We start from the raw sequence: 20,946 nt of genomic DNA, 5'->3' as shown, positions 1-20,946 counted from the left end.
GCAACCACTAACCAGTGGCAGGAGTCCCGCGAACCTTGCGGGGCTCCTGAGGGTGGAGGCCGGCGCCGCCCGGCCTCCACACCGACCGCGCTCGCGCGCAGCGGGGAGTTTTCAGCGAAAGAGCCAGCAAAAAACCCAGCCAGCGAACCGGCAAACCAATCCGCAAACAAAAAACCAACCAGGCGACAAAGTGGACGGCCCCCGCCGTCCACTCAACTCCTCAACTCGATCACTCTCTGCTGTACCACCAGAAAGACCCTCTCCCCCAGAACGCGCCCCGTCTCACGCGCGCCTCCGGTAAAACTACCGAACGCCGGCAGCACCCCCCGATCGATCCCAAAGCGAAAGCACGGCACGCGCACTGAATCGGTCCGCGTCGCGATCCGATAGACCGGATGCACATGCCCCGCGAGCACATACGCGTGATCGACCGCATGCGGGTGATGGCACAGCGCCCACGCCCCGATATGCCACGGCTCGCGCACAGACTCGACATCCAACGTAAGCGGCAACGCACCGGCATGCCGATCGTGATTGCCCTCGACGAGCACCACGCGCCTCGACGCATGCCGCGCGCGCCACGCATGCAACGCATCGAGCGTGGGCGTCGACAGCGACTCGCGAGCATGCAGCAGATCGCCGAGAAACACCAGCGTCGCCGGCTCGAACTCGGTGATCAGACGATCGATGCGCAGCAGATTCTCCGCGGTCGAACCAGTCGGCACTGGAATGCCGCGCGCGCGAAACACCGCATCCTTGACGAAATGCGCATCGGCGATAAAAAGCGCGCGCAGCACCGGATCGAAACACGCGCGCAAGCTTGACAGCACGAGAGGTCGTCCGCCGACGTCGATCGCGAGCGAGGTCGGCTTCATCGTTGCGCCGCCCGTTCGAGTTCGGCCAGCATTCGCTCGACGCGATCGGCGAGCTTCTCGGTGCTGACTTTTTCGCGCAGGCGTCCGACGATCAACGGAAACGCGAACGGGGTCGGCTTCTTGGGCCGCGTGAGCACGACGCGGTTCGCGTTCATTCGCTCGAGCGCAAAACGAATGCGCCGCACGTCGAGTTCCTGCAGCAGTACTTCGGTATCGGCCTGGCACAGCAGCAGATTGCCGCGATCGTGCCGACGAAAGATCTCGTAGAAAAGCCCGCTCGATGCCTGCAATTGCCGCGCGCTCTTCTGCTGTCCCGGATGCGCCTGAAACACGAGTCCCGACACTCGCGCAATCTCGCGAAAACGTCGCAAGGAGAGTTCGGATGAATTGAGGCTCGCAAGAATGCCGTGATCGAGTTCGTCAGGTGAAAGCAGGCCATTCTCTATTTGCGCGGCCCAATCGAAAGCCTGCGCGCACAGCAATTCGAAACCGTAGTCGTTGATCGAAATCGAAAACGTGCCGGGCTTGTCGCGCGCGACTCGCCACGCGAGCAGAGCGCCAAGTCCGATATGCGCAATGCGTCCCGTGAACGGATAGTAGAAGAAGTGGTGACCCTCGCGCGATTCGAGCAGCTCGACGACGAGTACGCCCGGCTCGGGCAACGCCGACCACTTCCGCTGCAATTCGAGCAGCGGCCGCACCGCGCGCAATTCCGGTTCGTCGTAGATGCCGTCGGCGGCGCGCGCGAGCATCGTCAATGTGGCGTCGGCGAGCTCGGACGATAGCGGCTGCGGCTGCCGGCCCATTGCGGAATTGCGCCACGCGATGAGCTCGCGCGCCGCACCCACGCCGTCATGTCCTGAACGCGGATCAGTTCGAGCGCGCGGCCGCCGAACGTGAACACATCGCCGGGTTTGAGCCGCGAAATTAACGATTCCTCGATTGCACCGATGCGCCCGCCCGATAGATACGCAACGTTCAACGTGCTATTCGCGACGATCGTGCCGATGTTGTTGCGATGCCGGCGCGCGAGATCGTTGCGCGGAACGCGGTACAGACCGTCGCTATCGCGCGCGACGCGATGGTAGTCGGGATATGCGCGCAGCGTCGCGCCGCCGCCTTCGACGAAACCCAGCGTCCAGTCGAACTCCTGCTGCGTCAGATCACGATATGCATAGGTATGCAGAAGTTCATCGTACAGCTCGAGCGCGTCGAAGCCACCGCCGAGCGCAACGGTGACGAGGTGCTGCACCAGCACGTCGAACGGCTTTCGCGGCGTATCGCGGCTTTCGATCTGCCGCTTGTCGACGGCTTCACGCGTGGCCGCCGCTTCGATCAATTCGAGCGCATGCGTCGGCACGATGGTCACGCGAGACGGCAAACCGGGCGCATGTCCCCAGCGGCCCGCACGCTGCATCAAGCGCGCGACGCCTTTTGGCGAGCCGATCTGGAACACGCGTTCCACCGGCAGAAAATCGACGCCGAGGTCGAGACTAGACGTACACACGACAACCTTTAGCAAGCCGCTCTTCAACCCACGTTCGACCCACTCGCGTACCTGCTGATCGAGCGAGCCGTGATGCAGCGCGATCACTCCGGCCCACTCGGGGCGCGCCTCGAGCAGCGCCTGGTACCACACCTCGCATTGCGAGCGCGTGTTCGTGAAGACGAGCGACGTGTGTGCTTCGTCGATCGCGCGCGCGACTGCATCGACCTGCCGCATGCCCATATGACCGCCCCACGGAAAGCGCTCGATCGTGTCGGGAATGATCGTGTCGACGATCAGTGCTTTCGGCAGCGCGCCGTGCACGCTGACGCGCGGCGTCGCGACCGGCGCGAGCAGTACCTCGGTCGCGAACGACAGATTGCCGAGCGTCGCCGACAGCCCCACACCTGCAAGCCGGGCCGCCAATGGGTGAGACGCGCGAGCGCGAGTTGGGTCTGCGTGCCGCGTTTGTTGCCGAGCAATTCATGCCATTCGTCGACGATCACGAGCCGAACCTGAGCCAGTACTTCGCGCGCATCGGCGCGCGTCGTCAGGTGAATACGAGGGGAACGGTAGCGGTTCGAACGCGGGTTCGCGCGCATCGAGCCGCGCCTGTTGCGCGCGGCTGCGTGGAATCCGGCGCGGCCTTGGCGCGCGAACGCGCTCGTCGGAGGGGGCCGGCGCTGCGCAGGGATCGCAAGCGGGGTCGTCGGAATGGGCCGGCTCGGTCATCGAAAGCGCTCTCAACAAGTGTGGCGGATTCGCTTGCCGGCGACTCGCGCCGGACGTTCATGCGGACCGAGGGGTCGCGCGACGGTTCAGCGAGGTTCCTGATGGGCGCGCAACGATCCGCGGCATCGGGCAATATGTGGGAGCCTCGGCCGACACCCGATCCGTTACAATCAAACGGACTACCCCACTGGAGATTCGCTTTGAAATCACTCGTTGCTTTGCTGGCCGCAGCCGTTCTGTCCTCGACCGCGATGGCTGCCGCGCCGACCACGGAGAAGTTGCCGTCCGGCGTCATCGTCGAACATCTGACGCAAGGCACGGGCCCGCAACCGTCCGCGACCGACGTGGTAAAGGTCAACTATCGCGGCACGCTGCCCAATGGCACCGAATTCGATAGCTCGGCCAAGCATGGCGGGCCGGCCACGTTCCCGCTCAATCGCGTGATTCCGTGCTGGACGCAAGGCGTGCAGAAGATGAAAGTCGGCGGCAAGGCGCGACTCACGTGCCCGGCGGCGACCGCATACGGCGATCGCGGCGTCGGCCCGATTCCGCCGAATACCGATCTGACCTTCGAAGTCGAACTGGTCGACATCGTCAAATAAAGCACGCGAGCGGCGCTAAAGATGCACTGACACCCGAGCCTCGCTGCGCCAATCGCAGCGAGGCTTTTTTATGGGCGCCGAATGGCCTGCCAGGGGATTCACCATGAAACGTGACAAAAGTAGCGTGCAGGTGGCCAGCATTGGTTTTACCGGCAAGAGCGCCCAGAAATTCTTCAGTTTGCTGAAGGACGCCCATGTGCGCACGGTGCTCGACGTTCGCCTCAACAACACGTCGCAACTCGCGGGCTTTGCGAAAAAACAAGATCTGCCTTACTTTCTCGACCAGTTGTGCAATGCGGCGTACGTGGAAATACCGGAACTGGCTCCCGAGCCGGACCTGCTCAAACGCTACCAGGGCAAGCAATTGAGCTGGGAGAACTTTCGGGAGGAATATTTCGACCTCGTCGCGCGCCGCCGCGTGGAAAGTAATCTGGATATCGCGCTATTCGAATCGGGTTGCCTGCTTTGCAGTGAACATTTACCACATCATTGCCACCGGATGTTTGCGCTCGAATATCTGAACCAGCACTGGAATAGTCGTCTTTCCGTTACACATTTGACCTGACCGGCGCCGATCGGGCCAGGTTACGTTTATCCGCCTCATTGGCCGGCGGCTTTCCGTGCCGGCAGGTTACATCTCGCCGGCCGCGCCCGCGTTTCCTTCAGTAGCCCGAATGGTTGCGTGGCGCGAAACGTGAAAAAGCGCGTCCAGTACGCATGTTTTTTTCAATGCGTGTGCCGCTCGCTCGTCTACTATCTACTCACGCGCAGCTCCCTGTATTCGTCTCGCCCTATCGCCGGCCACGAACCGGCCGTGATTATGCGCGCCAGGAGCGCTTGCCATGAACATCGACTTTCATTACGGCGTGGTCTACATTGCCGCGCGCGTCGGCGGCATGACGGCCGGCGATGCGCAAACCGTCGCGCATGCCTGCCAATATGTCGACGACGCAACGACGAGCGGAATACTGCGGTTCAAAGGCGGCGAGACATTCGAGCGATTCGCGACCGCGCACAAGTTATTCGATTACGCCAATACCGAGAACGACCAGAACCGGCTCGTGTGGACGCCGTTCCATTTTCTGCCGGCTGGCGAGGGTGAAAGTCTCGAGGAAAAGGCGATTTGCCGGCCCGACAGTGAAGTTGCGCGCGAAGTCGTGCGGCGCGCGATCCGGCAGCGCGATTCGGAGACCGCGTTGCACCGGCTCGGCGTGACGCTTCATACCTATGTCGATACGTGGGCGCACCAGGGATTCGCGGGCATCGAAAGCCCGTGGAATCGCGTGCATCTTCTCGAGGCACAGGATTGCACGCGCAAAGGCTGGCTCGCGAGCCTCGAACTAGCGGTCGCGCATCTGATCGAGCATGTCGAGGAGGACGTTCTGACGATCGCGTTGCCGGTCGGCCACGGCGCCGCGTTGCATTATCCCGACCAGCCATGGGCGCGCTGGCATTACATCGACGGTCGCAATCACTTCATCTCACGACATAATTTGCCGGATTTCGTGCAGGCGGCCGACATGAGTTGTCGTGTCGTGCGAGCTTATCTGGCCGGACGCGAAGATTTCGAAAACCAGCCAGGCATGCCGGACGACGTTAAAGACGCACTGACCCGGCTGCTCGATACGAACCGCGAACCCGACGACAACCTGCGTCTGAGAACCGTTTGCGAATGGGTGAATGCAGGCCGTATTCCAGGTTTGAAAGAACCCGTGCCCGGCTATATTGCCAAAGGACAAGGTTCGTGGAAGTACCAGGCCACCGGTTTGTTGTGCGATGACGACACCGGGGACAGACCGGAGTGGACGACCGCCTTCGAGAAGAGCGACTACCGGCTCTTTCACGACGCGGTCAAACAGCACCGTTTCGTGACCACTCAGGAGATCTTGCCCGCGCGCGGATTACGCATTGCCTAAGTGATCGGAGCAGGGCGCGTCGCCGCGAACGGAGATTCGAAGATCATTGCCGCGTCGCTCGTGCGAACGTTTGCGGCGGCGCCCGTATTCTCCAGTCACTGCATTCGGGCTTGCTGATGCGGCGCAGCCTGAGTCGCCGCCTGCTGTTCTTCGGCGTGCTTTTTGGCCATATGCCGTCCGACGATACAGCCGCCGACCGCGCCGACCACCGCATGATGTCCCGCGTAGTGCCCGGCGACACCGCCCACTACCGCTCCTTTCAGGCAACCGGCCGCGTTCGCGGTGCCGGCCATTGCCAACGAGACTGCCATTGCCCCGAGGGCGGTCCGAATAAAACCAGCTTTCATTGCAACTATCATCGTGTTTGAGTGGATCGGAATTAGGGTGGCCCGGCGTCCATTTCAATAGCCGCCGCGAGCATGGCGGCTGACAAAGGACTCTCTATTGGCCATACGTCTGCCGCTGGGCACGGATACGAAGTGTAAATGGACTTGGCCGGTACAGGGGCAACAGATGCTGCAAGATCGGTAACGGCACGTTACCGGAGCCCGGGCGGTGTCTTTGCACGCGTCGTCAGTGGCGTTTCGCGCATGCTTGAATCCGTTCGCTATAGCGGGCCACGAAAAAAGACCGTTTTCAAATAAAAAGTGGACTACTCTCCTTTGAATATCCAAAGGCCTGGCTATAGTAGAAGCGACTAATGCCAGAAAGCACGGCGGCGCCCCTTTCTGTTGCCGATGCGGATGACGGGGAAACACAAATGACGCCATCGAATGCAGCGATCTATCAGACCAGGACTTGCACGCCAGAGTCGTTGCGCACGCTCGCGAGCTTTCTCGAATTGGCGCTCGACGAGGGAAAAAGCGTGGTCGTGATGCGGATCGGCAAGCAGGCGCGCAGCGTTTATGTCGGAAATCCATCGGGGGCATTGGAGGATTTAACGGATTCCGGCGTCGTCGACGCTTTCCAGGCAGATGAAATGCTGGTACTGACCCGCCTGGGCCTGAACCGGATAACGGCGGACGGTCAACACTACCGCTTCATACGGAGTGTGAGGTACATTGCCGATCGCCAGGTCGTCGTTTTTACACCTATCTGAGTGGTGGTGGAACCGAAATGAAAAAGAAGAATCAGGAGGGAAGGAAAAGGAAGAAAGCTTCGATGACCCGGTAGAAAACCTGAAAGCTTCGTTATTTGACCGCCGCATCGGTGCTCGTATCGGTGTATTGAAGCTCGGGATTGGTCAATACACTGCCTTTCTTCCGTCATTCATGGCATAGTTCGACGATTACCACATAAGGAGCAATCAAATGCCTTCGTTAGAGCAAATCCAAGCCAAGCTTAAGAAGCTCCAGGAGCAAGCTGACGTTCTCATTGCCAGAAAAGCACAAGCCGCGGTCGACCAGATTCGCGAATTGATGCTCAAGCACGGTCTCACGACTGCCGATATCGAAGCACAGGCGAAGGCACGACGTGCCGCGCGAGGTCTGAATGGCAATCCGGCGGGTCGCGGAAGACCTGCGGGCGCGAGCAAAGCCGCCAGGTCGGTAACCCCGGCGAAGTATCGCGACCACAAAACCGGCGCGACCTGGACGGGGCACGGCCGCGCGCCTGGCTGGATCGCCGGCGTGAAGGACCGCACGGTGTTCCTGATCGACGCTGCGAGCGCAAGCAAGCCCGCGGCTGCTCCCGCCGCGAAGCGCGTCAAAGGGCAGCCGAAAGGCGCCCAGCCGCCGAAGTACCTGAATCCGAAAACCGGCGCGACCTGGAGCGGCCGCGGTCCGGCGCCGGCATGGCTCGCGGCCGTCAAGGACCGCAGCAAATTCCTGATCGATGGCGCGAGCATGGCTGCCGCTCCGAAAGCGGCGAAAACGGCGGCAAAGAGCAACCAGGCGAAAGCGACCGCGAGTGCGGTAGGCAAGAAGACCGCGGCGAAAAAAGCAACGCGCAAGACGGCCGTGAAAAAGACCGCAGCCAGAAAGGCCACTCCGGCAAGCCGGAAAGCCGCGGTGAAGAAGTCCACCGGCCGCAAAAGCGTTGTGAAGGCGGCAAGAAAAGCGCCGGCGCGCAAGGCTGCTGCAAAGAGTACGGCCGCACCCGTCGCGGCGGCTCCCCAAACGCCAGAGACGCAAGCAAGCGCGTAATAGCCGTGGAGTCGTGAAGTAGATGGTTAGCACGTTCGATGCACCCCGGCAGGAAGATCAGGTCTTCCTGCTGGACTCCGCTCCTCATCCGGCAGCCGATGCCGCCGAACCATTCATCGTCGCCAGCGATCGCCGCGTGATCCTCACTTATCCGATCGCGGAGTCGGACTTTGAACGGTTCGGGCCATTCGATCCCGACGACGATCCTTTTTGCGCGGTGCTGTTCGCCGACGCCATCTTTCACCGTCTCGGGCCGCCGGGCGATGACGATCTCGCCATTCATCCGCTCGCGGCGCAAGGCCTCGTCGGCTGCGCGGTGCATGAAGTCGTCAATTCGTCGTTGTGCGCCGAGATTGCCGCCGTGGCGACAGACTCCGTCGCCATTGCTCCCGAGGCACCGGCGCGGCGGCATTTCGTCATTACGTTTCAGGCATCGACGTTCGAATGCGTGGCGTCGGACTATACGGTCATCGGCGTATTCGGCGCGGGCGAAATCGCAAGCCGCGAGGCGTTTGCATTGGTCAGATAAAGCATTGGAACCAGAAAGCAAGGCGCGGTCCTGATCCGGGCACGCGCCGTGCATGACGTGCTGATAGTGAAAGCCAGGCACGAGTGCGGCATTCTCCCGTCGGATGCGGGACTCGTATACCGTGACCCGCCGCCTGCCATCGAGGCCACGCATGCTGACCATTTCTATTACCGCGTTCGTCACGCTCGTGATCGTTCTGCTGATCGCCAATCTGTCGAGCGGCGAGAAGAAAATAGAACACAGAATCGAGCGGCTTTATAAGAGCGAAGATCCGCAATTCCTTCGGTCGATGGGTTTATTGCTCGGTCCACCCGTGGTGCCGGGTAATCGCTTCGAGATGCTGCTCAACGGCGACCAGATCTTTCCGTCGATGCTCGAGGGCATTCGGTCGGCGCGCGAAACCATCACATTTGAAACGTTCATTTACTGGTCTGGCGAGATCGGCGGACAGATTGCGCGTGCGCTTGCCGATAAGGCGCGCGAAGGTGTCGCCGTGCATGTACTGCTCGACTGGGTCGGTTCGTCGAAAATGGATCGGCACTATCTGCAACTGCTGCGGGAGGCCGGCGCCGAAGTGGTCAAGTATCACAAGCCGCATTGGACCGGACTCGGTCGCATGAACGACCGTACGCACCGCAAACTATTGGTGGTCGACGGCCGGATCGGTTTTACCGGCGGGGTCGGCATAGCGCCGGAGTGGACTGGCAATGCGCAGGACGAAAAGCATTGGCGCGATACGCATTTTCGCGTGACGGGTCCAGTGGTCGGCCATATGCAGGCCGTGTTCATGGACAACTGGATCAAGGCGACCAGCAGCGTATTGCACGGTCCCGAGTATTTTCCGCACATCGATGCCGAGCCGAAAGGAGCGGGCCAGGGTCTCGCGCATATGTTCAGCAGTTCGCCGTCGGGCGGCAGTGACGACATGCAGTTGATGTATCTGATGGCCATCACCGCCGCCACGCGCAGTTTGCAGCTTGCGAGCGCGTACTTCGTGCCCGACAAGCTCACCATCAACGCGATCGTCGAAGCCGCGAAACGCGGCGTGAAAGTACAGATCGTCACGCCGGGCAAACGCATCGACACGCACACGGTGCGCGAAGCGTCGCGTGCGTGTTGGGGCGATCTACTGAAAGCGGGCGTCGAGATCTACGAGTACCAACCGACCATGTTCCATTGCAAGTTGCTGGTAGTCGACGAGTACATGGTGTCGGTCGGCTCGACGAACTTCGATAGCCGCTCGTTCAAGCTGAACGACGAAGCGAACCTGAACATCTACGACCGCGATTTCGCCACGCAGCAGACTGCCGCGTTCGACGACGACATCGCGAAGTCGAAGCGCGTCACGCTCGAAGCATGGACGCGGCGTTCGTTCACCGAGAAGCTCGTCGAGAAATTCGTGCGGCTACTGGACACGCAGCTTTGAATGCCGGTGCGAACGAGACGAAGCGCCGATCAGCGCCAACTGGCTGTCGATATAGTCGATGCACAGCTCGCGGCAGCGCGAGGATACCGCCGCGCTCGCCGTACTGATGGAAGGCGCGGCAAACGCGGCGGCAAATGCGACCGCCGCGATCGCGGCGTATGCGCCATACAGCGCCACGCCGCCTTTGAGCTGGCGGTTTCAAGAGTGAAGCGCAACGGCGGGATTAATGTTTAGAGCTTTGAGGTTGACTTGCTGATGCGAGGGTCGCGGCGAAGACCTCGAATGGTGAATGGAAGTTGTGAGTTGCACGAGGCCGGCTGTTCAGGCTGTCGGCGATGGCGTCGAGTTCATCCTGACTGTAGACCGAAAGGTCGGTGCCTTTTGGCAGATACTGTCGCAGCAGCCCGTTGGTGTTTTCGCAGGTGCCGCGCTGCCAGGGACTGTGCGGGTCGCAAAAATACACGTTCACGCCGGTTGCGGCAGTGAGCTCTTTGTGGCGCGACATTTCTTTGCCCTGGTCATAAGTGAAGCTCTGCCGCAGTGGCGCGACAATCGAATTGAGTTTGGCGGAGAAGCCCGCCAGCGCCGAAGCTGCGGTGGCGTCTTCCATCTTTGCGAGCAGCACCAGGCGGCTGGTCCGTTCAACCAGAACGCCGACCGAGGACTGATTGCCCGCGCCCTTGTCGGGTAAGAACGTACCGTTACCGGCACGTTCTCCCCTAAGAACCGGACGGGCGAGTCACCTCGCATCCGGCTCAAGCCATTCTTCAGCACCATGGGGTGGCACCGGACAAGCCGACGGGATGTTTCGCGGCGCGACGACGGGCAAAGTAGGACGTCCATGCCGGATCAAACGGATTAGCGGGCCCACGGATCTTGACGTGACGCATGATTGCGACCGTCATTGCGCGGAATAGCCGCAGACTGCCGATGCTGCCGTCAGCCCGGGTTTCTTCCGTCGCAAAGTCCCATGACCGCTGTCCGTCTGTCCGGAAGTATCGCCTCCTCACCCATCGTGCTCCTTTCGTGGGGTGCCTGCGCACAGCCCACTTCCAGAGCAGTTGCCAGATGTGCGAGTCTATCAATGAGAAGGTTGCTTTCGCCACGACGTGGCGGTGATACATGGCCCAGCCCCGGATGAGCGGGTTGAGTTGCCGTATCAGCGCTTCCTGGGTGGCGCCCGCGTTGCCCTTGATGACCTCCCGGACCTTGTCAAGCAACGATTTGATGCTCTTCTTCGCTGGCTTGATCAGCAGTTTGCCGCCGTACTTGCGTACGTTCTGGCCAAGGAAATCGAGACCCTCCGTTATGTTCGTGATCCGGGTTTTCTCCTCCGACAGTTCCAGACCACGGTCCGCCATGAAACGACGGATCGCCGGAAGAACGCTGGATTCGAGCACTTCTTTCGAAGCACCGGTCACCACGAAATCATCGGCATACCGGATAACGTTGAGCTTGGCCGTGCGGCGTGCGAGTTTCGAGACACCGATACTCGCGTGTACTGCTGCCTCAAGTCCATCCAGCGCCATATTCGCGATCACGGGCGAGATGATACCGCCCTGGGGCGTGCCCGCCCGCGATTGGAACAGGGTTCCCTCATCAATATAGCCAGCCTCAAGCCACTTGCGCAGGACCGTCTTGTCCATCGGTATGTGCTCCAGGAACCAGAGGTGACTGAAGTTATCGAAACAACCCCGTATGTCACCTTCCAGAACCCACTCTGGCGATACACGCCTTGCCAGAGTGATGAAGCACTGTTCGATGGCGTCGGCAGTCGAGCGTTCGGGCCGAAAGCCGTAGGAATTCAGGTCCGCCAGGGTCTCCGCAATGGGTTCCAGAGCGAGCTTCCATAAAGCCTGCATCGCCCGACACCGCATACATGGGATTCCTAAAGGACGCTTCTTTCCATTACTCTTGGGAATGTAAACACGCCGCAACGGCATCGCACGATAACCCCGATGACGCAGCGACAACACGCCTTTACATCTGGCCGCCGAGGATGACCAGATCCTGCCGTCCACCCCCGGCGTTCTCTTGCCGCGATTTTCCGTCACCCGCTTCACGGCCAGCATCTTGCCGCTATGCGAGCGGGTCAGCAGACGTTGCAAGGATTGCACCTTGCCCCACCGGCCTTCCCGGACCGCCTTGGCGATACGCAACTGAAGTCGTCTCACCTCTGCCTCGATGGATGCCCAGTTTGCCTGGTCCCACATCCGGGCAGCGTGCGAGGGCGCACCAGCGCCCGACACTTCCGTGTCGTGCGCCGTCATCTGCTTTCCCTCGTATAACGATTGATCAAGTTTCTCTCGCCATGAATGACCGCGCGGAAGTCTGCCCGCTTTCGCGTCGGGCAATGTTTCAGCCCGTATCCCGTCCGTTACAGCCGGGCATTCGCTTTCTCCGCATTCCTTTACCCGCACCGCCAACAGCTCGCCTTGCGGTTCGCCTGCCCATTGGGCAGCGATACGGGCTTACCCTGTTCCACATGATTCTCCGGATGGTTCGGACCCGTCCTATGCGCCGGCGGCGTACTGTCCATGATGGCCCATTCATCAGAAGCCATTCCTTGCCGCATACCGTTTTTTGGTTCAAGCCTGTCAGCACGTTTGGCTTGTTAGGCGTAACGGCGCGTTTCGGACGTTCACATGTGTTGGTCGTACCCACCCATCCCTTGCGCCTCTCCGCCTTTGTGCTGGCAGATTCCGCCTTACCTCACGGCTAGGCGTACCGGGTATCCGGCGGCTACGTTGTCCCCGAGGCTTCACACAGAACTGTTACCGGTTCTGCATGCCCGGGTAGGGAACAGCTGATGGAACAGCTGGTTTCATCAGGTCATACCTGCCCCCGTGAAACAGAGAAACATGCGACTTGCAGGTCGCACGATGAAGTCGCCTTCCCAGTGTCCGGGCAGCAGTCGGTCCTCGATTTCGGGCGGCCGCACATGAATACTGACCATGTCGGGAATCTGTCCGCGTCGGTCTGTGCCGCGTGTACGCGGCATGCGGGTGCTGTGACCATGGCGCAGGCAGGCGATGAGTTGACGGCGCAGTTCGCCGCGCGGCTGGGCGTAGATGGCCGTGTAGATGGTTTCATGCGAAACCTGCTGGGTCGGGTCGGTCGGATACATACGTTTCAGTGTGCCCGATATCTGCTGGGGTGACCATTTCCACTCGAGCAGGGTGAGAACGATACGCCAGCAGACGCTTTGCAGGCAAAGCTTTGTGGGGCGGCGCCCCGCGCTGCGGCGTGAGGCGCTGAGCGCTTCAGCTGGTGCCGATGCGTAGCCTGCGGGAGAGCTGTTTCGCGTCAGTTCACGGCTAACGGTGGCCGGCGAGCGCCCGAGTATCCGGGCCATGGCCCGGATACTCGAACCCTGCAGATGCAGGCTTGCAATGGTCAGGCGCTCTTCAGGTTGAAGTTGCTGGTACTTTCTTTCGTGCATCGCAACACCTTATACGAAACGGTGTTGCACTTCAGATTTGAGGCCGCCGCTTGAATGAAAACGCCCTTGTGTGCTCAGTAGTAGCCGCGCGGACGCAACGGCTCGACGCCGCCGATGCTGGTCATGTAGTCGTTCCACTGCTGCACGAGACTATCGATGATCGACTGGTTCTGCGCCGACACGTCCTGCGTTTCGCCGCGATCGGCGCTCAGGTCGTACAACTGCCAGCGACCGTCGACGGGGCCGAGCGGCGGTTCGGTCCACAGGGCGACCGCGAGGAACGTCGCGGTGTTGTCCGTCACGTGTGTGAATTCACGCAGCGTCGGCTTCTGCGAAGTCTGGCCCGGCCCCGGCCATGTACGTGTGATAGCCGCCGTCTTTCAGCAACTGCGCAACCGATAGCGCGCGATCGTTCAGATAGCCTTCGTATCCCGGCAGTCCTTTGCGCTCGTCGGTCGGCACACCCATCGTGCCTTCGCCGACCAGATGGTGATCGGTGCCCGAGATCAGCATCGAACGCGTGATCGCGCAGACGGTGCCCGTGTGGTGATTCGTCAGGATGCGGCCGCTTTGCACCAGCGCATCGAGATTGGGCGTGTTGATTTCGCCCCCGAACGCGTGGATGTCGGAGTAGCCGAGACTACCGCGCTAATTGCCCGGATCGAGCACGGGCTTGTCCGGTTCCGCCTGGGTGCGGTAAGGCAACTGCGCGGCGTGAGGATCGGTGATCGTGTTGTCGATCACGCGCTCGACGTCCGCCGTTTTGGCGAGTTCGGTGAGGAAAGTCTTCTTGTCGAAGCCCGGCGCGACGCAGCCTTCGACGTAGATAAAGCGGCGTTGCAGCGTGAGCCATAGCGTCGATTGCTCGCGCCAGTGCGTCGCGACGTTCAGATTCGCGAGACGCCGTTGCACGCTCTCGGCGATTTCCGCGTCGTACAGATACGCGTTCGGCAAACGGCAACGGCCTTCGATCCAGCAGCTATTGCCGCGTTCGATTCTGTAATGGCTATCGTCGAGCCATTCCTTTTCGGTTTCGAATGGGCCAAGCGGAGTTGGGCAATCGGCGATCGCTTTGGATATCTGCAGGAATGGATCGTGGCCGCGATTGACGCGCGCCGGTTCGCCATCAACGCGAGCCGTGGCCACGCAAATCATCAGACCGGCAAGACTCAGTTCGAACACGCGCTTCATGCCGTGGTCGCTCCAGGTGTGGACCGCTCATTATCGCGCGCCCGCGAACCTCAACGCTTGTTGCGCCGGTTCTCGACCGCGAACTTGATCAACTCGGCCTGCCCTTCAATATCGAGCTTGCGCTTCAGATTCAGCCGATGCGTCTCCACGGTTCGCACCGACAGATCGTTGCGCTGCGCGATCTGCTTGCTCGACAGTCCCTCGGCAAGCGCATCGAGAATGTCGCGCTCGCGCGGCGTCAAGCGTTCGACCGGCGATTGCGTTGCCGACGCCTGGATCAGTCGAGCACCGATCTCCGCGCTAAAGAACGTCTTGCCGTCGAGTACCGCGCCGATCGCCTGAACGATTTCGAGCGCCGGCGAATCCTTCAGAACGTAGCCGCTCGCGCCCGCGCGCACCGCCTGCGTCACGTATTCGAGGTTGTCGTGCATCGACAGCATCAGCACACGAATCGCCGGAAAGCGCTCGTGAAAGAGGCCCGCCAACGCAATGCCGTTCATGCCGCTTTTCATGCCGACATCCATCAGCGCCAGATGCGGCGCCTGTCGTTCGGCCAGCGCGAGCGCTTGCTGCGCGTCGCCCGCTTCGCCGACCACTTCGAAGTGGCGCACTGCTTCGAGCCGTGCGCGCAGACCGTCGCGCACGAGCGGATGATCGTCGACGAGCAGCAGACGCGCGATGGAAGGAGAGGCCGTGTCGTTCATGATGAGAGTTCCTGCAGGGACGGCACCGTTGCATGCGTCGTGGGCAGCGGCACGCGCGCGGCGACGACGGTGTGCCCCGGCTGCGAGTTCAGCGACAGCGTGCCGCCGAGCGCTTCGAGCCGTTCGCGCATGTTGCGCAGGCCGACACCTTCACGTCCGCCGACGAATGCTTCGGTCACGTTGAAGCCGCGGCCGTTGTCGGAGATCGTCAGCGTGACCGCATCGCGCGAAACCTCGAGCGCAAGCGCCGCGCTCGACGCCTGCGCATGTCGCACGATGTTCGTCAGCGCTTCCTGGGCGATGCGAAACAGCACGGTGTTGACCGTGTCGGGCAACGTGGCGGCATGCGTGTGCGCGATCTGCGTGAAGCCAATCGCGATGCCGGACTCGTCGCCGAGTTCGCGCGTCAGTTGTTCGAGGGCGGCCGCGACGCCGAGATCGTCGAGCATCGACGGACGCAGCGCATGAGAAATGCGCCGGACTTCGCGCAGCGTATCGCCGAGCCGCGTGAGTCCGGTGGACAATGCGGCCTCGGCGGCAGGCACGCGCGCGTCACCGCGTTCGAGCCGCGCGAGCGCCGATTCGAGCAGCAGCTTCACGGACACCATCATCTGGCTGATGCCGTCGTGCAATTCGCGCGACAGGCGCGCGCGCTCGTTTTCCTGCGACTCGACGACCTGCTGCGCGAGCCGCTTCAGCTTCGCGTCGGCACTTCGATATTCGGTCACGTTCAGCACGAGTGCGCACAGCGCAATGACCGCGAGGCCAGCCACCGCGATCGCGTCGATCCACTTCATCGTGCGATCGATATTGGCCGCGGCCTCCCCGTCGATGTGCGCGAGCGTCGTGTCGACGTCGTCGAGATAGATGCCGGTGCCGAGCATCCAGCCCCAGCGTTCGAGCGGCACCACGTAGCCGAGTTTCGACTCCTCCTTGCCGGTCGACGGCCGATGCCACAGATAGCGCACATAGCCGCCGCCGCGCGCGGCCGCGGCGAGTAGCTGCTGGATCGTCGGCGTGCCATGGCTATCGCGCAACGACCACAGATCCCGACCCACCAGGTCCGGCTCGCGCGGATGCATCAGCGTGCGGCCGTGCAGGTCGTACACGAAGAAGTAGCCGTCCTCGCCGAAATTCATCTTTTCGAGCACCGCGAGCGCACGCGTGCGCAGCAGCGCGTCGTCGCGTGCGTTGTCGCCGCCGGCCTCGTAGAGCGGCGCGATCGCAGTCGTCGCGAGTTCGACGTAGTGCTTGAGCTCGATCTGCTTACTCGCCATGTACGCGGCCTGGGTGGTCGCGTGCTGCCGCTCGGCGAGTGCGGTCGCTTCGCGGCGGACGCCCGTCTCGATGCTGGCGATCGCCGCCAGAAAGGGCACGATCGCGAGCAGCACTATCTTTGCTTTGAGTTTCATCGTTGAATAAAGCCAGTCAACGGGCTACGTAATATTACGTAGACGGCTTACGTAGTTGCGCGCTTGAAAGCAAGCGCGCGAAGGCGAATACTACATGCCCGTCGCATACCGCGCCGCGCGAGGCCTGGCGCTCGAGTGTGCGACGTTCCCCGGTCTTCCGCCTGACCTCAGGCAACCGGGCATTTGCGCGTCGGGCCACGAGCCATCGCGCGCGCTGTCGATAATACTCAGGAGACGTTCGTGGAGACCTCCCCCTCGGCCGGCCGTTCATGGCTCTGGCTCATTTTGCTGATCCCTTATATCGCGCTGCTGTGGCTGCCGTTCTATAACGACACGCATCCGCCGCTCGCGGGCTTTCCGTTCTTCTACTGGTATCAGTTTCTGTGGGTGCCGTTGACCTCGCTGCTGATTTACATCGTGTATCGAGGTCTCAAATGAGCGATCTGAATCCTGTGAACCCGGTTGCGATGACGGTCTTCATCGCGTTCTTCGTGCTCGTCACGGTGATCGGCTTTTTCGCGGCGCGCTGGAAACGCGGCGATCTGACGCAGTTGCACGAGTGGGGTCTCGGCGGACGGCAGTTCGGCACGGTCATTTCGTGGTTCCTCGTCGGCGGCGATTTCTATACCGCCTATACGGTGATCGCGGTGCCCGCGCTCGTTTATTCGGTGGGCGCGTATGGCTTCTTCGCGCTGCCGTACACGATCATCGTTTATCCGTTCGTGTTCGCCGTGATGCCGAAGCTGTGGAAGATTGCGCACGCGAAGAACCACATCACCGCGGCCGACTACGTGCACGGCGAGTACGGCGGCAAGTGGTTCCCGGCGGCCATCGCGCTGACCGGCATCGTCGCGACGATGCCGTATATCGCGCTGCAGCTGGTGGGCATGCAGGTCGTGATCAAGGGGCTCGGCGTCAGCGGCGAATTGCCGTTGATCGTCGCGTTCGTGATCCTCGCGCTCTATACGTATGCAAGCGGCCTGCGCGCGCCGGCGATGATCGCGTTCGTCAAGGACATCATGATCTATATCGTCGTGATCGCGGCGGTATGGCTGATTCCGGCGAAGCTCGGCGGCTATGGGCAAGTGTTCGCACTGGCCGATGCGCACTTCCAGGCGAAGGGCGGCGCGACCGGTATCCTGCTGAAGCCGAATCAGTACACGGCGTTCGCATCGCTCGCGCTCGGCTCGGCGCTCGCCGCGTTCATGTATCCGCATACGATGACGGCGGTGCTGTCGTCGGCGTCGGCAAAGACGGTGCGCAAGAACGCGATCTTCCTGCCTGCGTACACGGTGCTGCTCGGCCTGATCGCGCTGCTCGGCTATATGGCGATCGCCGCCGGCGTGAACGTGAAGTCGGCAAGCGACGTGGTGCCGACCCTGTTCCGCACGCTGTTCCCGTCGTGGTTCGTCGGTTTCGCGGCCGCCGCGATTGCGATCAGCGCGCTGGTGCCGGCCGCGATCATGTCGATCGGCGCGGCGAATCTGTTCACGCGTAATCTGTGGCGTCCGCTGGTGTCGCCGAACATCTCGCCCGAGGCGGAGGCAGCCAATGCGAAGATCGTTTCGCTGGTCGTCAAGTTCGGCGCGCTGCTGTTCATCGTGTTCCTGCCGACGCAGTATGCGATCGATCTGCAACTGCTCGGCGGCGTGTGGATTCTGCAAATTTTCCCGGCCATCGTGTTCACGCTGTACACGCGCCGTCTGAACACGCCGGGTCTGTTCGTCGGCTGGCTCGTCGGTATCGTGCTCGGCACGGGCCTCGCGATTTCGCAAGGGCTCAAGCCGGTGTATGGCCTGCATTTCGGCCACGAGAACTATCCGCTGTATATCGGCCTGATCGCGCTCGTCGCGAATATCGTCGTGAGCTTCGCGGTGTCGGCAGTGTCGCCGCGACGGGCTGCCGTGACGGCCTGATCGACGGTTGTCCGGCTCGATGAAGAACGCCGCGGGGCCGTTGGCCCGCGGCGTTCTTTTTATTGCTTCGACGGCTGGTGGCTTGGTCGGAGACGTGCCGTGAGGGTGGCTTTAGCGTGAGATGGCGATAATTGCGCGATGAAGGCGGAGATTTCGAGCAGGCCTCAGACCATCCGGCTAAAACCGCTCGACTCGAAACGGCCGCGGATCGACCAGCGTCTGCTCGCCGGTCATCATCTCGGCGATCAGCCGCCCCGTCACCGGTCCGAGCGTCAGACCATGATGCGCATGGCCGAACGCGAACCACAGTCCCTGATGTTTCGTCGCGGGCCCGATGATCGGCATCATGTCCGGCGTGCACGGGCGGCGTCCCATCCACGGTTCGGCATCCAGACGTTCGCCGAGCGGAAACAGCGTGCGCGCGATCGGCTCGACCGCGTCGAGTTGCACCGGCGTCTTGGCCGCCTCGGGTCGCGCGATTTCGGCGCCCGTGGTCAAACGGATGCCGCGCGCCATCGGGGCGAGCACATAGCCGTGTTCGACGTCGAGAATCGGATGGTTGAGCCGCGCGCTCCGACGCGGCGCGTAGTGCATGTGATAGCCGCGCTTGACCGCGAGCGGCAGCCGATACCCGAGCCGCGTGCTCGCGCGATCCGACCACGGTCCGAGCGCGATCACCGCCGACTCGGCCGTGATCGCCCCGTCCCGCGTCTCGACCTGCCAGCCTTCACGCAGCGTATCGGCATCGCCGAAGAAGAACCGTCCGCCGAGCGCTTCGAAGTACCGCGCGTATGCGGTGACGAGCGCGTTCGGATCGCTGACCGAATCGGATTGCGGATAGCGCAGCCCGCCTTGCAGACGCTTGTCGAGATCGGGTTCGAGCTGTTGCAGGCGCGGCGCGTCGAGCGTTTCGAACTCGACGCCGTACTCGCGATGCCACTGTTCGGCGAGGGTGGTTTCGGCGTCGCGCGCGGCGGCATGGCGAAACACCTTGATCCAGCCGATCGGCCGCAGCAGCGCGCTGGCACCGGCATCCGCGGCAAGCGCGCGATGTTCGCTGACACAATGCTCGATCAGCGTCGCGTACGATTTCGCGATTTCCGCGTGCTTCGCCGGATGCGAGTTGCGCCAGTAGCGCCACAGGAACGGCGCAACCTGCAGCATCGCGTCGGCGTGATAGCGCACGTCGGGCGACTGGTTGCGCGCGTAGCGCAGCAGGGTGCCGAGCCCGCGCGGAAACGCGTACGGATAGACGCCTTCGCGCTGGATCAGCCCGGCGTTGCCGAACGAGGTCTCGTTGCCCGGCTGCTTACGGTCGATCAGCGCAACCGCGCGGCCGCGTTTCTGCAGATGCACGGCGACGCACACCCCGACAATGCCGGCGCCGAGCACCACGGTATCGAATTTCATGCTCCCTGTCCGCCTTGCGTGTGTTCTGTGTGTTGTCGACGCTTCGCCGTGTTCCAGTGCGCAGCGAGGCGTCAGCTTTCATCTTATACAGGGATAGGTGCGCTTCGCTATTGGCAAAAAAGCCGCGCTCGGGAAAACGCCCGAATGCCAGGTTCGATCGGGCAAAACCGTGTCTTTCGACGCACGATCGAGCGGGCGACTTCGGACTCGCTGGCGTCAGCGTGTAAACTGCTGACTTTTTTGCGACCGGTGGTATGTTGCAAGCCCCTCAGCGCAGCGCCCTCACTGGGCCTGCACTCGTTCGCTTACTGGCCCGTCTCGCCGAGGCCGACGTCGCCGAATCGCGACAATCGCTGGCGGATCGGCTGAGCCAGTGGCTCGGCTGGACCGACGCGATCGCGTTGTCGTCGGCGCTGGATGGCAAGCCGCCGTCCGTCGCTGGTGGCGCGCGCGCGTTCGGCCGTGCGGAAGAGGAAGAGTGCACGCGCGTACGCCGCTCGCTGGTGAGCGCAATCGTGAGCGATAGCGTGCTCGCCGGCTCACGGCGGCGTGGCCCGTCGCCGTCGTCCGCCCGGATGTCGGCGCCGCGCGTGGCGGTCGACACGCAGGCCGACTACGCGGTGTTCCGACAGCGCTATCTCGCGCTTCAGCAGTCGATGGAAACGGCGATCGGCACGTTGCGTCGCCGGCTGCGCGCGCTGCTGGCGACGCAGGCGCCGTCGCTCGCGCGGCTCGCGGTCGTCGATGCGGTGATGGAGCGTGCGCTCGGCGAGCGCGAGCGGAGTTTGCTCGGCGCGGTGCCCGGGTTGCTCGGCGGGCACTTCGAGCGCTTGCGCGAGGGTGAGAAGCGGAGGATGGCGGAGGCGGAAGCAGCGGCCGAAGTTGCCGCCGATGCCGATCCCACGCGGCAGCAGTCGGCCGAAGTCGAAGCCGGCGCTGCAGCCATGCAGCTGGAAGCAGCCTTGGCTCACGTCAAAGCAAGCACCGCAGCCACGCGGCTCGCCAGGTCGACCGATGGCGGCAACGCTGCCGTGCCGCTCGCGTCCGAGGCGTGGCTCGACGTCTTCCGCAAGGACATGCAGAGCGTTTTGCTGGCCGAGCTGGATGTTCGTTTTCAACCGGTCGAAGGGCTGCTCGCGGCTCTTCGCGCCTGCTAACTGG

General features: G+C 62.4%; 18 protein-coding genes and 4 pseudogenes. 10 read left to right on the top strand and 12 right to left on the bottom strand.

Translation table 11 applies throughout. The features are described from left to right. Positions 1-212: 212 nt before the first annotated feature. Both pdeM and OKW30_RS34905 read right to left on the bottom strand, forming a co-directional pair. A complete protein-coding gene (pdeM, locus tag OKW30_RS34910) occupies positions 213-875 on the bottom strand; it encodes a ligase-associated DNA damage response endonuclease PdeM (RefSeq protein WP_429348878.1) in 663 nt (220 codons plus the stop codon). Then, positions 872-3,093 (bottom strand): annotated as a pseudogene (locus OKW30_RS34905) (ligase-associated DNA damage response DEXH box helicase). Before OKW30_RS34905 ends, pdeM begins: the two are co-directional and overlap by 4 nt. Before the next feature lie 251 nt (positions 3,094-3,344). Here OKW30_RS34905 and OKW30_RS34900 point away from each other — a divergent pair. The 3 genes from OKW30_RS34900 to OKW30_RS34890 all read left to right on the top strand — a co-directional run bounded on the left by OKW30_RS34900 (position 3,345) and on the right by OKW30_RS34890 (position 5,611). Continuing rightward, positions 3,345-3,695 carry an FKBP-type peptidyl-prolyl cis-trans isomerase gene (locus OKW30_RS34900; RefSeq protein ID WP_373685682.1) on the top strand — a complete coding sequence of 117 codons (351 nt, stop codon included), beginning with the start codon at positions 3,345-3,347 and terminating at the stop codon, positions 3,693-3,695. A 103-nt stretch (positions 3,696-3,798) separates the two neighbouring features. After that, positions 3,799-4,260, top strand: a complete 462-nt coding sequence (locus tag OKW30_RS34895; RefSeq protein ID WP_184063100.1) for a DUF488 family protein — start codon at positions 3,799-3,801, stop codon at positions 4,258-4,260. Positions 4,261-4,537: 277 nt separating this feature from the next. Continuing rightward, a complete protein-coding gene (locus OKW30_RS34890; protein ID WP_184063098.1) occupies positions 4,538-5,611 on the top strand; it encodes a DUF6765 family protein in 1,074 nt (357 codons plus the stop codon). A 95-nt stretch (positions 5,612-5,706) separates the two neighbouring features. Here the strand turns inward: OKW30_RS34890 and OKW30_RS34885 are convergent, their stop codons facing one another. Next, positions 5,707-5,958, bottom strand: coding sequence for a hypothetical protein (locus OKW30_RS34885; RefSeq protein ID WP_184063095.1), 252 nt, complete (start codon positions 5,956-5,958; stop codon positions 5,707-5,709). Between the two features lie 413 nt (positions 5,959-6,371). Here OKW30_RS34885 and OKW30_RS34880 point away from each other — a divergent pair, with 413 nt between their 5' ends. The 4 genes from OKW30_RS34880 to cls all read left to right on the top strand — a co-directional run bounded on the left by OKW30_RS34880 (position 6,372) and on the right by cls (position 9,710). Beyond that, on the top strand, positions 6,372-6,710 hold the full coding sequence (locus OKW30_RS34880) for a hypothetical protein (protein ID WP_090807114.1): 339 nt from the start codon (positions 6,372-6,374) through the stop codon (positions 6,708-6,710). A 211-nt stretch (positions 6,711-6,921) separates the two neighbouring features. After that, positions 6,922-7,755 carry an H-NS family nucleoid-associated regulatory protein gene (locus OKW30_RS34875; RefSeq protein WP_429348877.1) on the top strand — a complete coding sequence of 278 codons (834 nt, stop codon included), beginning with the start codon at positions 6,922-6,924 and terminating at the stop codon, positions 7,753-7,755. A gap of 22 nt (positions 7,756-7,777) precedes the next feature. Next, entirely contained in the window at positions 7,778-8,284 is a 507-nt protein-coding gene (locus tag OKW30_RS34870) for a hypothetical protein (protein WP_429348876.1), read from the top strand. A 151-nt stretch (positions 8,285-8,435) separates the two neighbouring features. Next, positions 8,436-9,710, top strand: coding sequence for a cardiolipin synthase (gene cls, locus OKW30_RS34865; protein ID WP_429291586.1), 1,275 nt, complete (start codon positions 8,436-8,438; stop codon positions 9,708-9,710). Positions 9,711-9,933: 223 nt separating this feature from the next. On the opposite strand, the pseudogene OKW30_RS34860 reads toward cls, so the two are convergent. From OKW30_RS34860 to OKW30_RS34825, 8 genes and pseudogenes are all read right to left on the bottom strand, one after another. Next, a pseudogene (locus tag OKW30_RS34860) lies at positions 9,934-10,392 on the bottom strand (IS30 family transposase); the annotation flags it as partial. An 85-nt stretch (positions 10,393-10,477) separates the two neighbouring features. Next, on the bottom strand, positions 10,478-12,130 hold the full coding sequence (gene ltrA / locus OKW30_RS34855) for a group II intron reverse transcriptase/maturase (protein WP_429349182.1): 1,653 nt from the start codon (positions 12,128-12,130) through the stop codon (positions 10,478-10,480). A 461-nt stretch (positions 12,131-12,591) separates the two neighbouring features. Beyond that, positions 12,592-13,152: pseudogene (locus OKW30_RS34850) on the bottom strand (IS30 family transposase); the annotation flags it as partial. Positions 13,153-13,226: 74 nt separating this feature from the next. After that, on the bottom strand, positions 13,227-13,454 hold the full coding sequence (locus OKW30_RS34845) for a hypothetical protein (protein ID WP_410452641.1): 228 nt from the start codon (positions 13,452-13,454) through the stop codon (positions 13,227-13,229). A gap of 46 nt (positions 13,455-13,500) precedes the next feature. Further along, positions 13,501-13,791 (bottom strand): annotated as a pseudogene (locus OKW30_RS34840) (sulfatase-like hydrolase/transferase); the annotation flags it as partial. 9 nt (positions 13,792-13,800) lie between these two features. After that, positions 13,801-14,343, bottom strand: coding sequence for a hypothetical protein (locus tag OKW30_RS34835; RefSeq protein ID WP_429348875.1), 543 nt, complete (start codon positions 14,341-14,343; stop codon positions 13,801-13,803). Positions 14,344-14,393: 50 nt separating this feature from the next. Further along, the gene (locus OKW30_RS34830; protein ID WP_187631361.1) at positions 14,394-15,047 is read right to left on the bottom strand and encodes a response regulator; all 654 of its coding nucleotides are present in this window, start codon (positions 15,045-15,047) and stop codon (positions 14,394-14,396) included. Further along, positions 15,044-16,459: a cache domain-containing protein gene (locus OKW30_RS34825; RefSeq protein ID WP_429348874.1), complete on the bottom strand. Its 1,416-nt coding sequence runs from the start codon at positions 16,457-16,459 to the stop codon at positions 15,044-15,046. The genes OKW30_RS34830 and OKW30_RS34825 overlap by 4 nt, the downstream gene beginning before the upstream one ends. Before the next feature lie 240 nt (positions 16,460-16,699). Between OKW30_RS34825 and OKW30_RS34820 the strand changes: the two genes are divergently transcribed. Continuing rightward, positions 16,700-16,897, top strand: coding sequence for a DUF3311 domain-containing protein (locus tag OKW30_RS34820; RefSeq protein ID WP_090807102.1), 198 nt, complete (start codon positions 16,700-16,702; stop codon positions 16,895-16,897). After that, entirely contained in the window at positions 16,894-18,375 is a 1,482-nt protein-coding gene (gene mctP, locus OKW30_RS34815; protein ID WP_187631363.1) for a monocarboxylate uptake permease MctP, read from the top strand. The genes OKW30_RS34820 and mctP overlap by 4 nt, the downstream gene beginning before the upstream one ends. Positions 18,376-18,552: 177 nt before the next feature. Here mctP and OKW30_RS34810 read toward each other — a convergent pair whose 3' ends face one another. Next, complete coding sequence (locus tag OKW30_RS34810) at positions 18,553-19,785, bottom strand: NAD(P)/FAD-dependent oxidoreductase (protein ID WP_429291580.1); 1,233 nt, start codon at positions 19,783-19,785, stop codon at positions 18,553-18,555. Positions 19,786-20,039: 254 nt separating this feature from the next. Between OKW30_RS34810 and OKW30_RS34805 the strand changes: the two genes are divergently transcribed. Beyond that, complete coding sequence (locus OKW30_RS34805) at positions 20,040-20,942, top strand: DUF3348 domain-containing protein (protein ID WP_429348873.1); 903 nt, start codon at positions 20,040-20,042, stop codon at positions 20,940-20,942. Positions 20,943-20,946: the final 4 nt, after the last annotated feature.

It is taken from the genome of Paraburkholderia sp. Clong3 (genome assembly GCF_050436485.1).
GTDB classification, from domain to species: domain Bacteria; phylum Pseudomonadota; class Gammaproteobacteria; order Burkholderiales; family Burkholderiaceae; genus Paraburkholderia; species Paraburkholderia tuberum.
This window is presented reverse-complemented; position numbering and strand designations above follow the sequence as displayed.

Coding starts and splice junctions, on each gene's coding strand:
- pdeM (WP_429348878.1), bottom strand. CDS start 875: ATGAAGCCGACCTCGCTCGCGATCGACGTCGGCGGACGACCTCTCGTG.
- OKW30_RS34900 (WP_373685682.1), top strand. CDS start 3,345: ATGGCTGCCGCGCCGACCACGGAGAAGTTGCCGTCCGGCGTCATCGTC.
- OKW30_RS34895 (WP_184063100.1), top strand. CDS start 3,799: ATGAAACGTGACAAAAGTAGCGTGCAGGTGGCCAGCATTGGTTTTACC.
- OKW30_RS34890 (WP_184063098.1), top strand. CDS start 4,538: ATGAACATCGACTTTCATTACGGCGTGGTCTACATTGCCGCGCGCGTC.
- OKW30_RS34885 (WP_184063095.1), bottom strand. CDS start 5,958: ATGAAAGCTGGTTTTATTCGGACCGCCCTCGGGGCAATGGCAGTCTCG.
- OKW30_RS34880 (WP_090807114.1), top strand. CDS start 6,372: ATGACGCCATCGAATGCAGCGATCTATCAGACCAGGACTTGCACGCCA.
- OKW30_RS34875 (WP_429348877.1), top strand. CDS start 6,922: ATGCCTTCGTTAGAGCAAATCCAAGCCAAGCTTAAGAAGCTCCAGGAG.
- OKW30_RS34870 (WP_429348876.1), top strand. CDS start 7,778: ATGGTTAGCACGTTCGATGCACCCCGGCAGGAAGATCAGGTCTTCCTG.
- cls (WP_429291586.1), top strand. CDS start 8,436: ATGCTGACCATTTCTATTACCGCGTTCGTCACGCTCGTGATCGTTCTG.
- OKW30_RS34835 (WP_429348875.1), bottom strand. CDS start 14,343: ATGAAGCGCGTGTTCGAACTGAGTCTTGCCGGTCTGATGATTTGCGTG.
- OKW30_RS34830 (WP_187631361.1), bottom strand. CDS start 15,047: ATGAACGACACGGCCTCTCCTTCCATCGCGCGTCTGCTGCTCGTCGAC.
- OKW30_RS34825 (WP_429348874.1), bottom strand. CDS start 16,459: ATGAAACTCAAAGCAAAGATAGTGCTGCTCGCGATCGTGCCCTTTCTG.
- mctP (WP_187631363.1), top strand. CDS start 16,894: ATGAGCGATCTGAATCCTGTGAACCCGGTTGCGATGACGGTCTTCATC.
- OKW30_RS34810 (WP_429291580.1), bottom strand. CDS start 19,785: ATGAAATTCGATACCGTGGTGCTCGGCGCCGGCATTGTCGGGGTGTGC.
- OKW30_RS34805 (WP_429348873.1), top strand. CDS start 20,040: ATGTTGCAAGCCCCTCAGCGCAGCGCCCTCACTGGGCCTGCACTCGTT.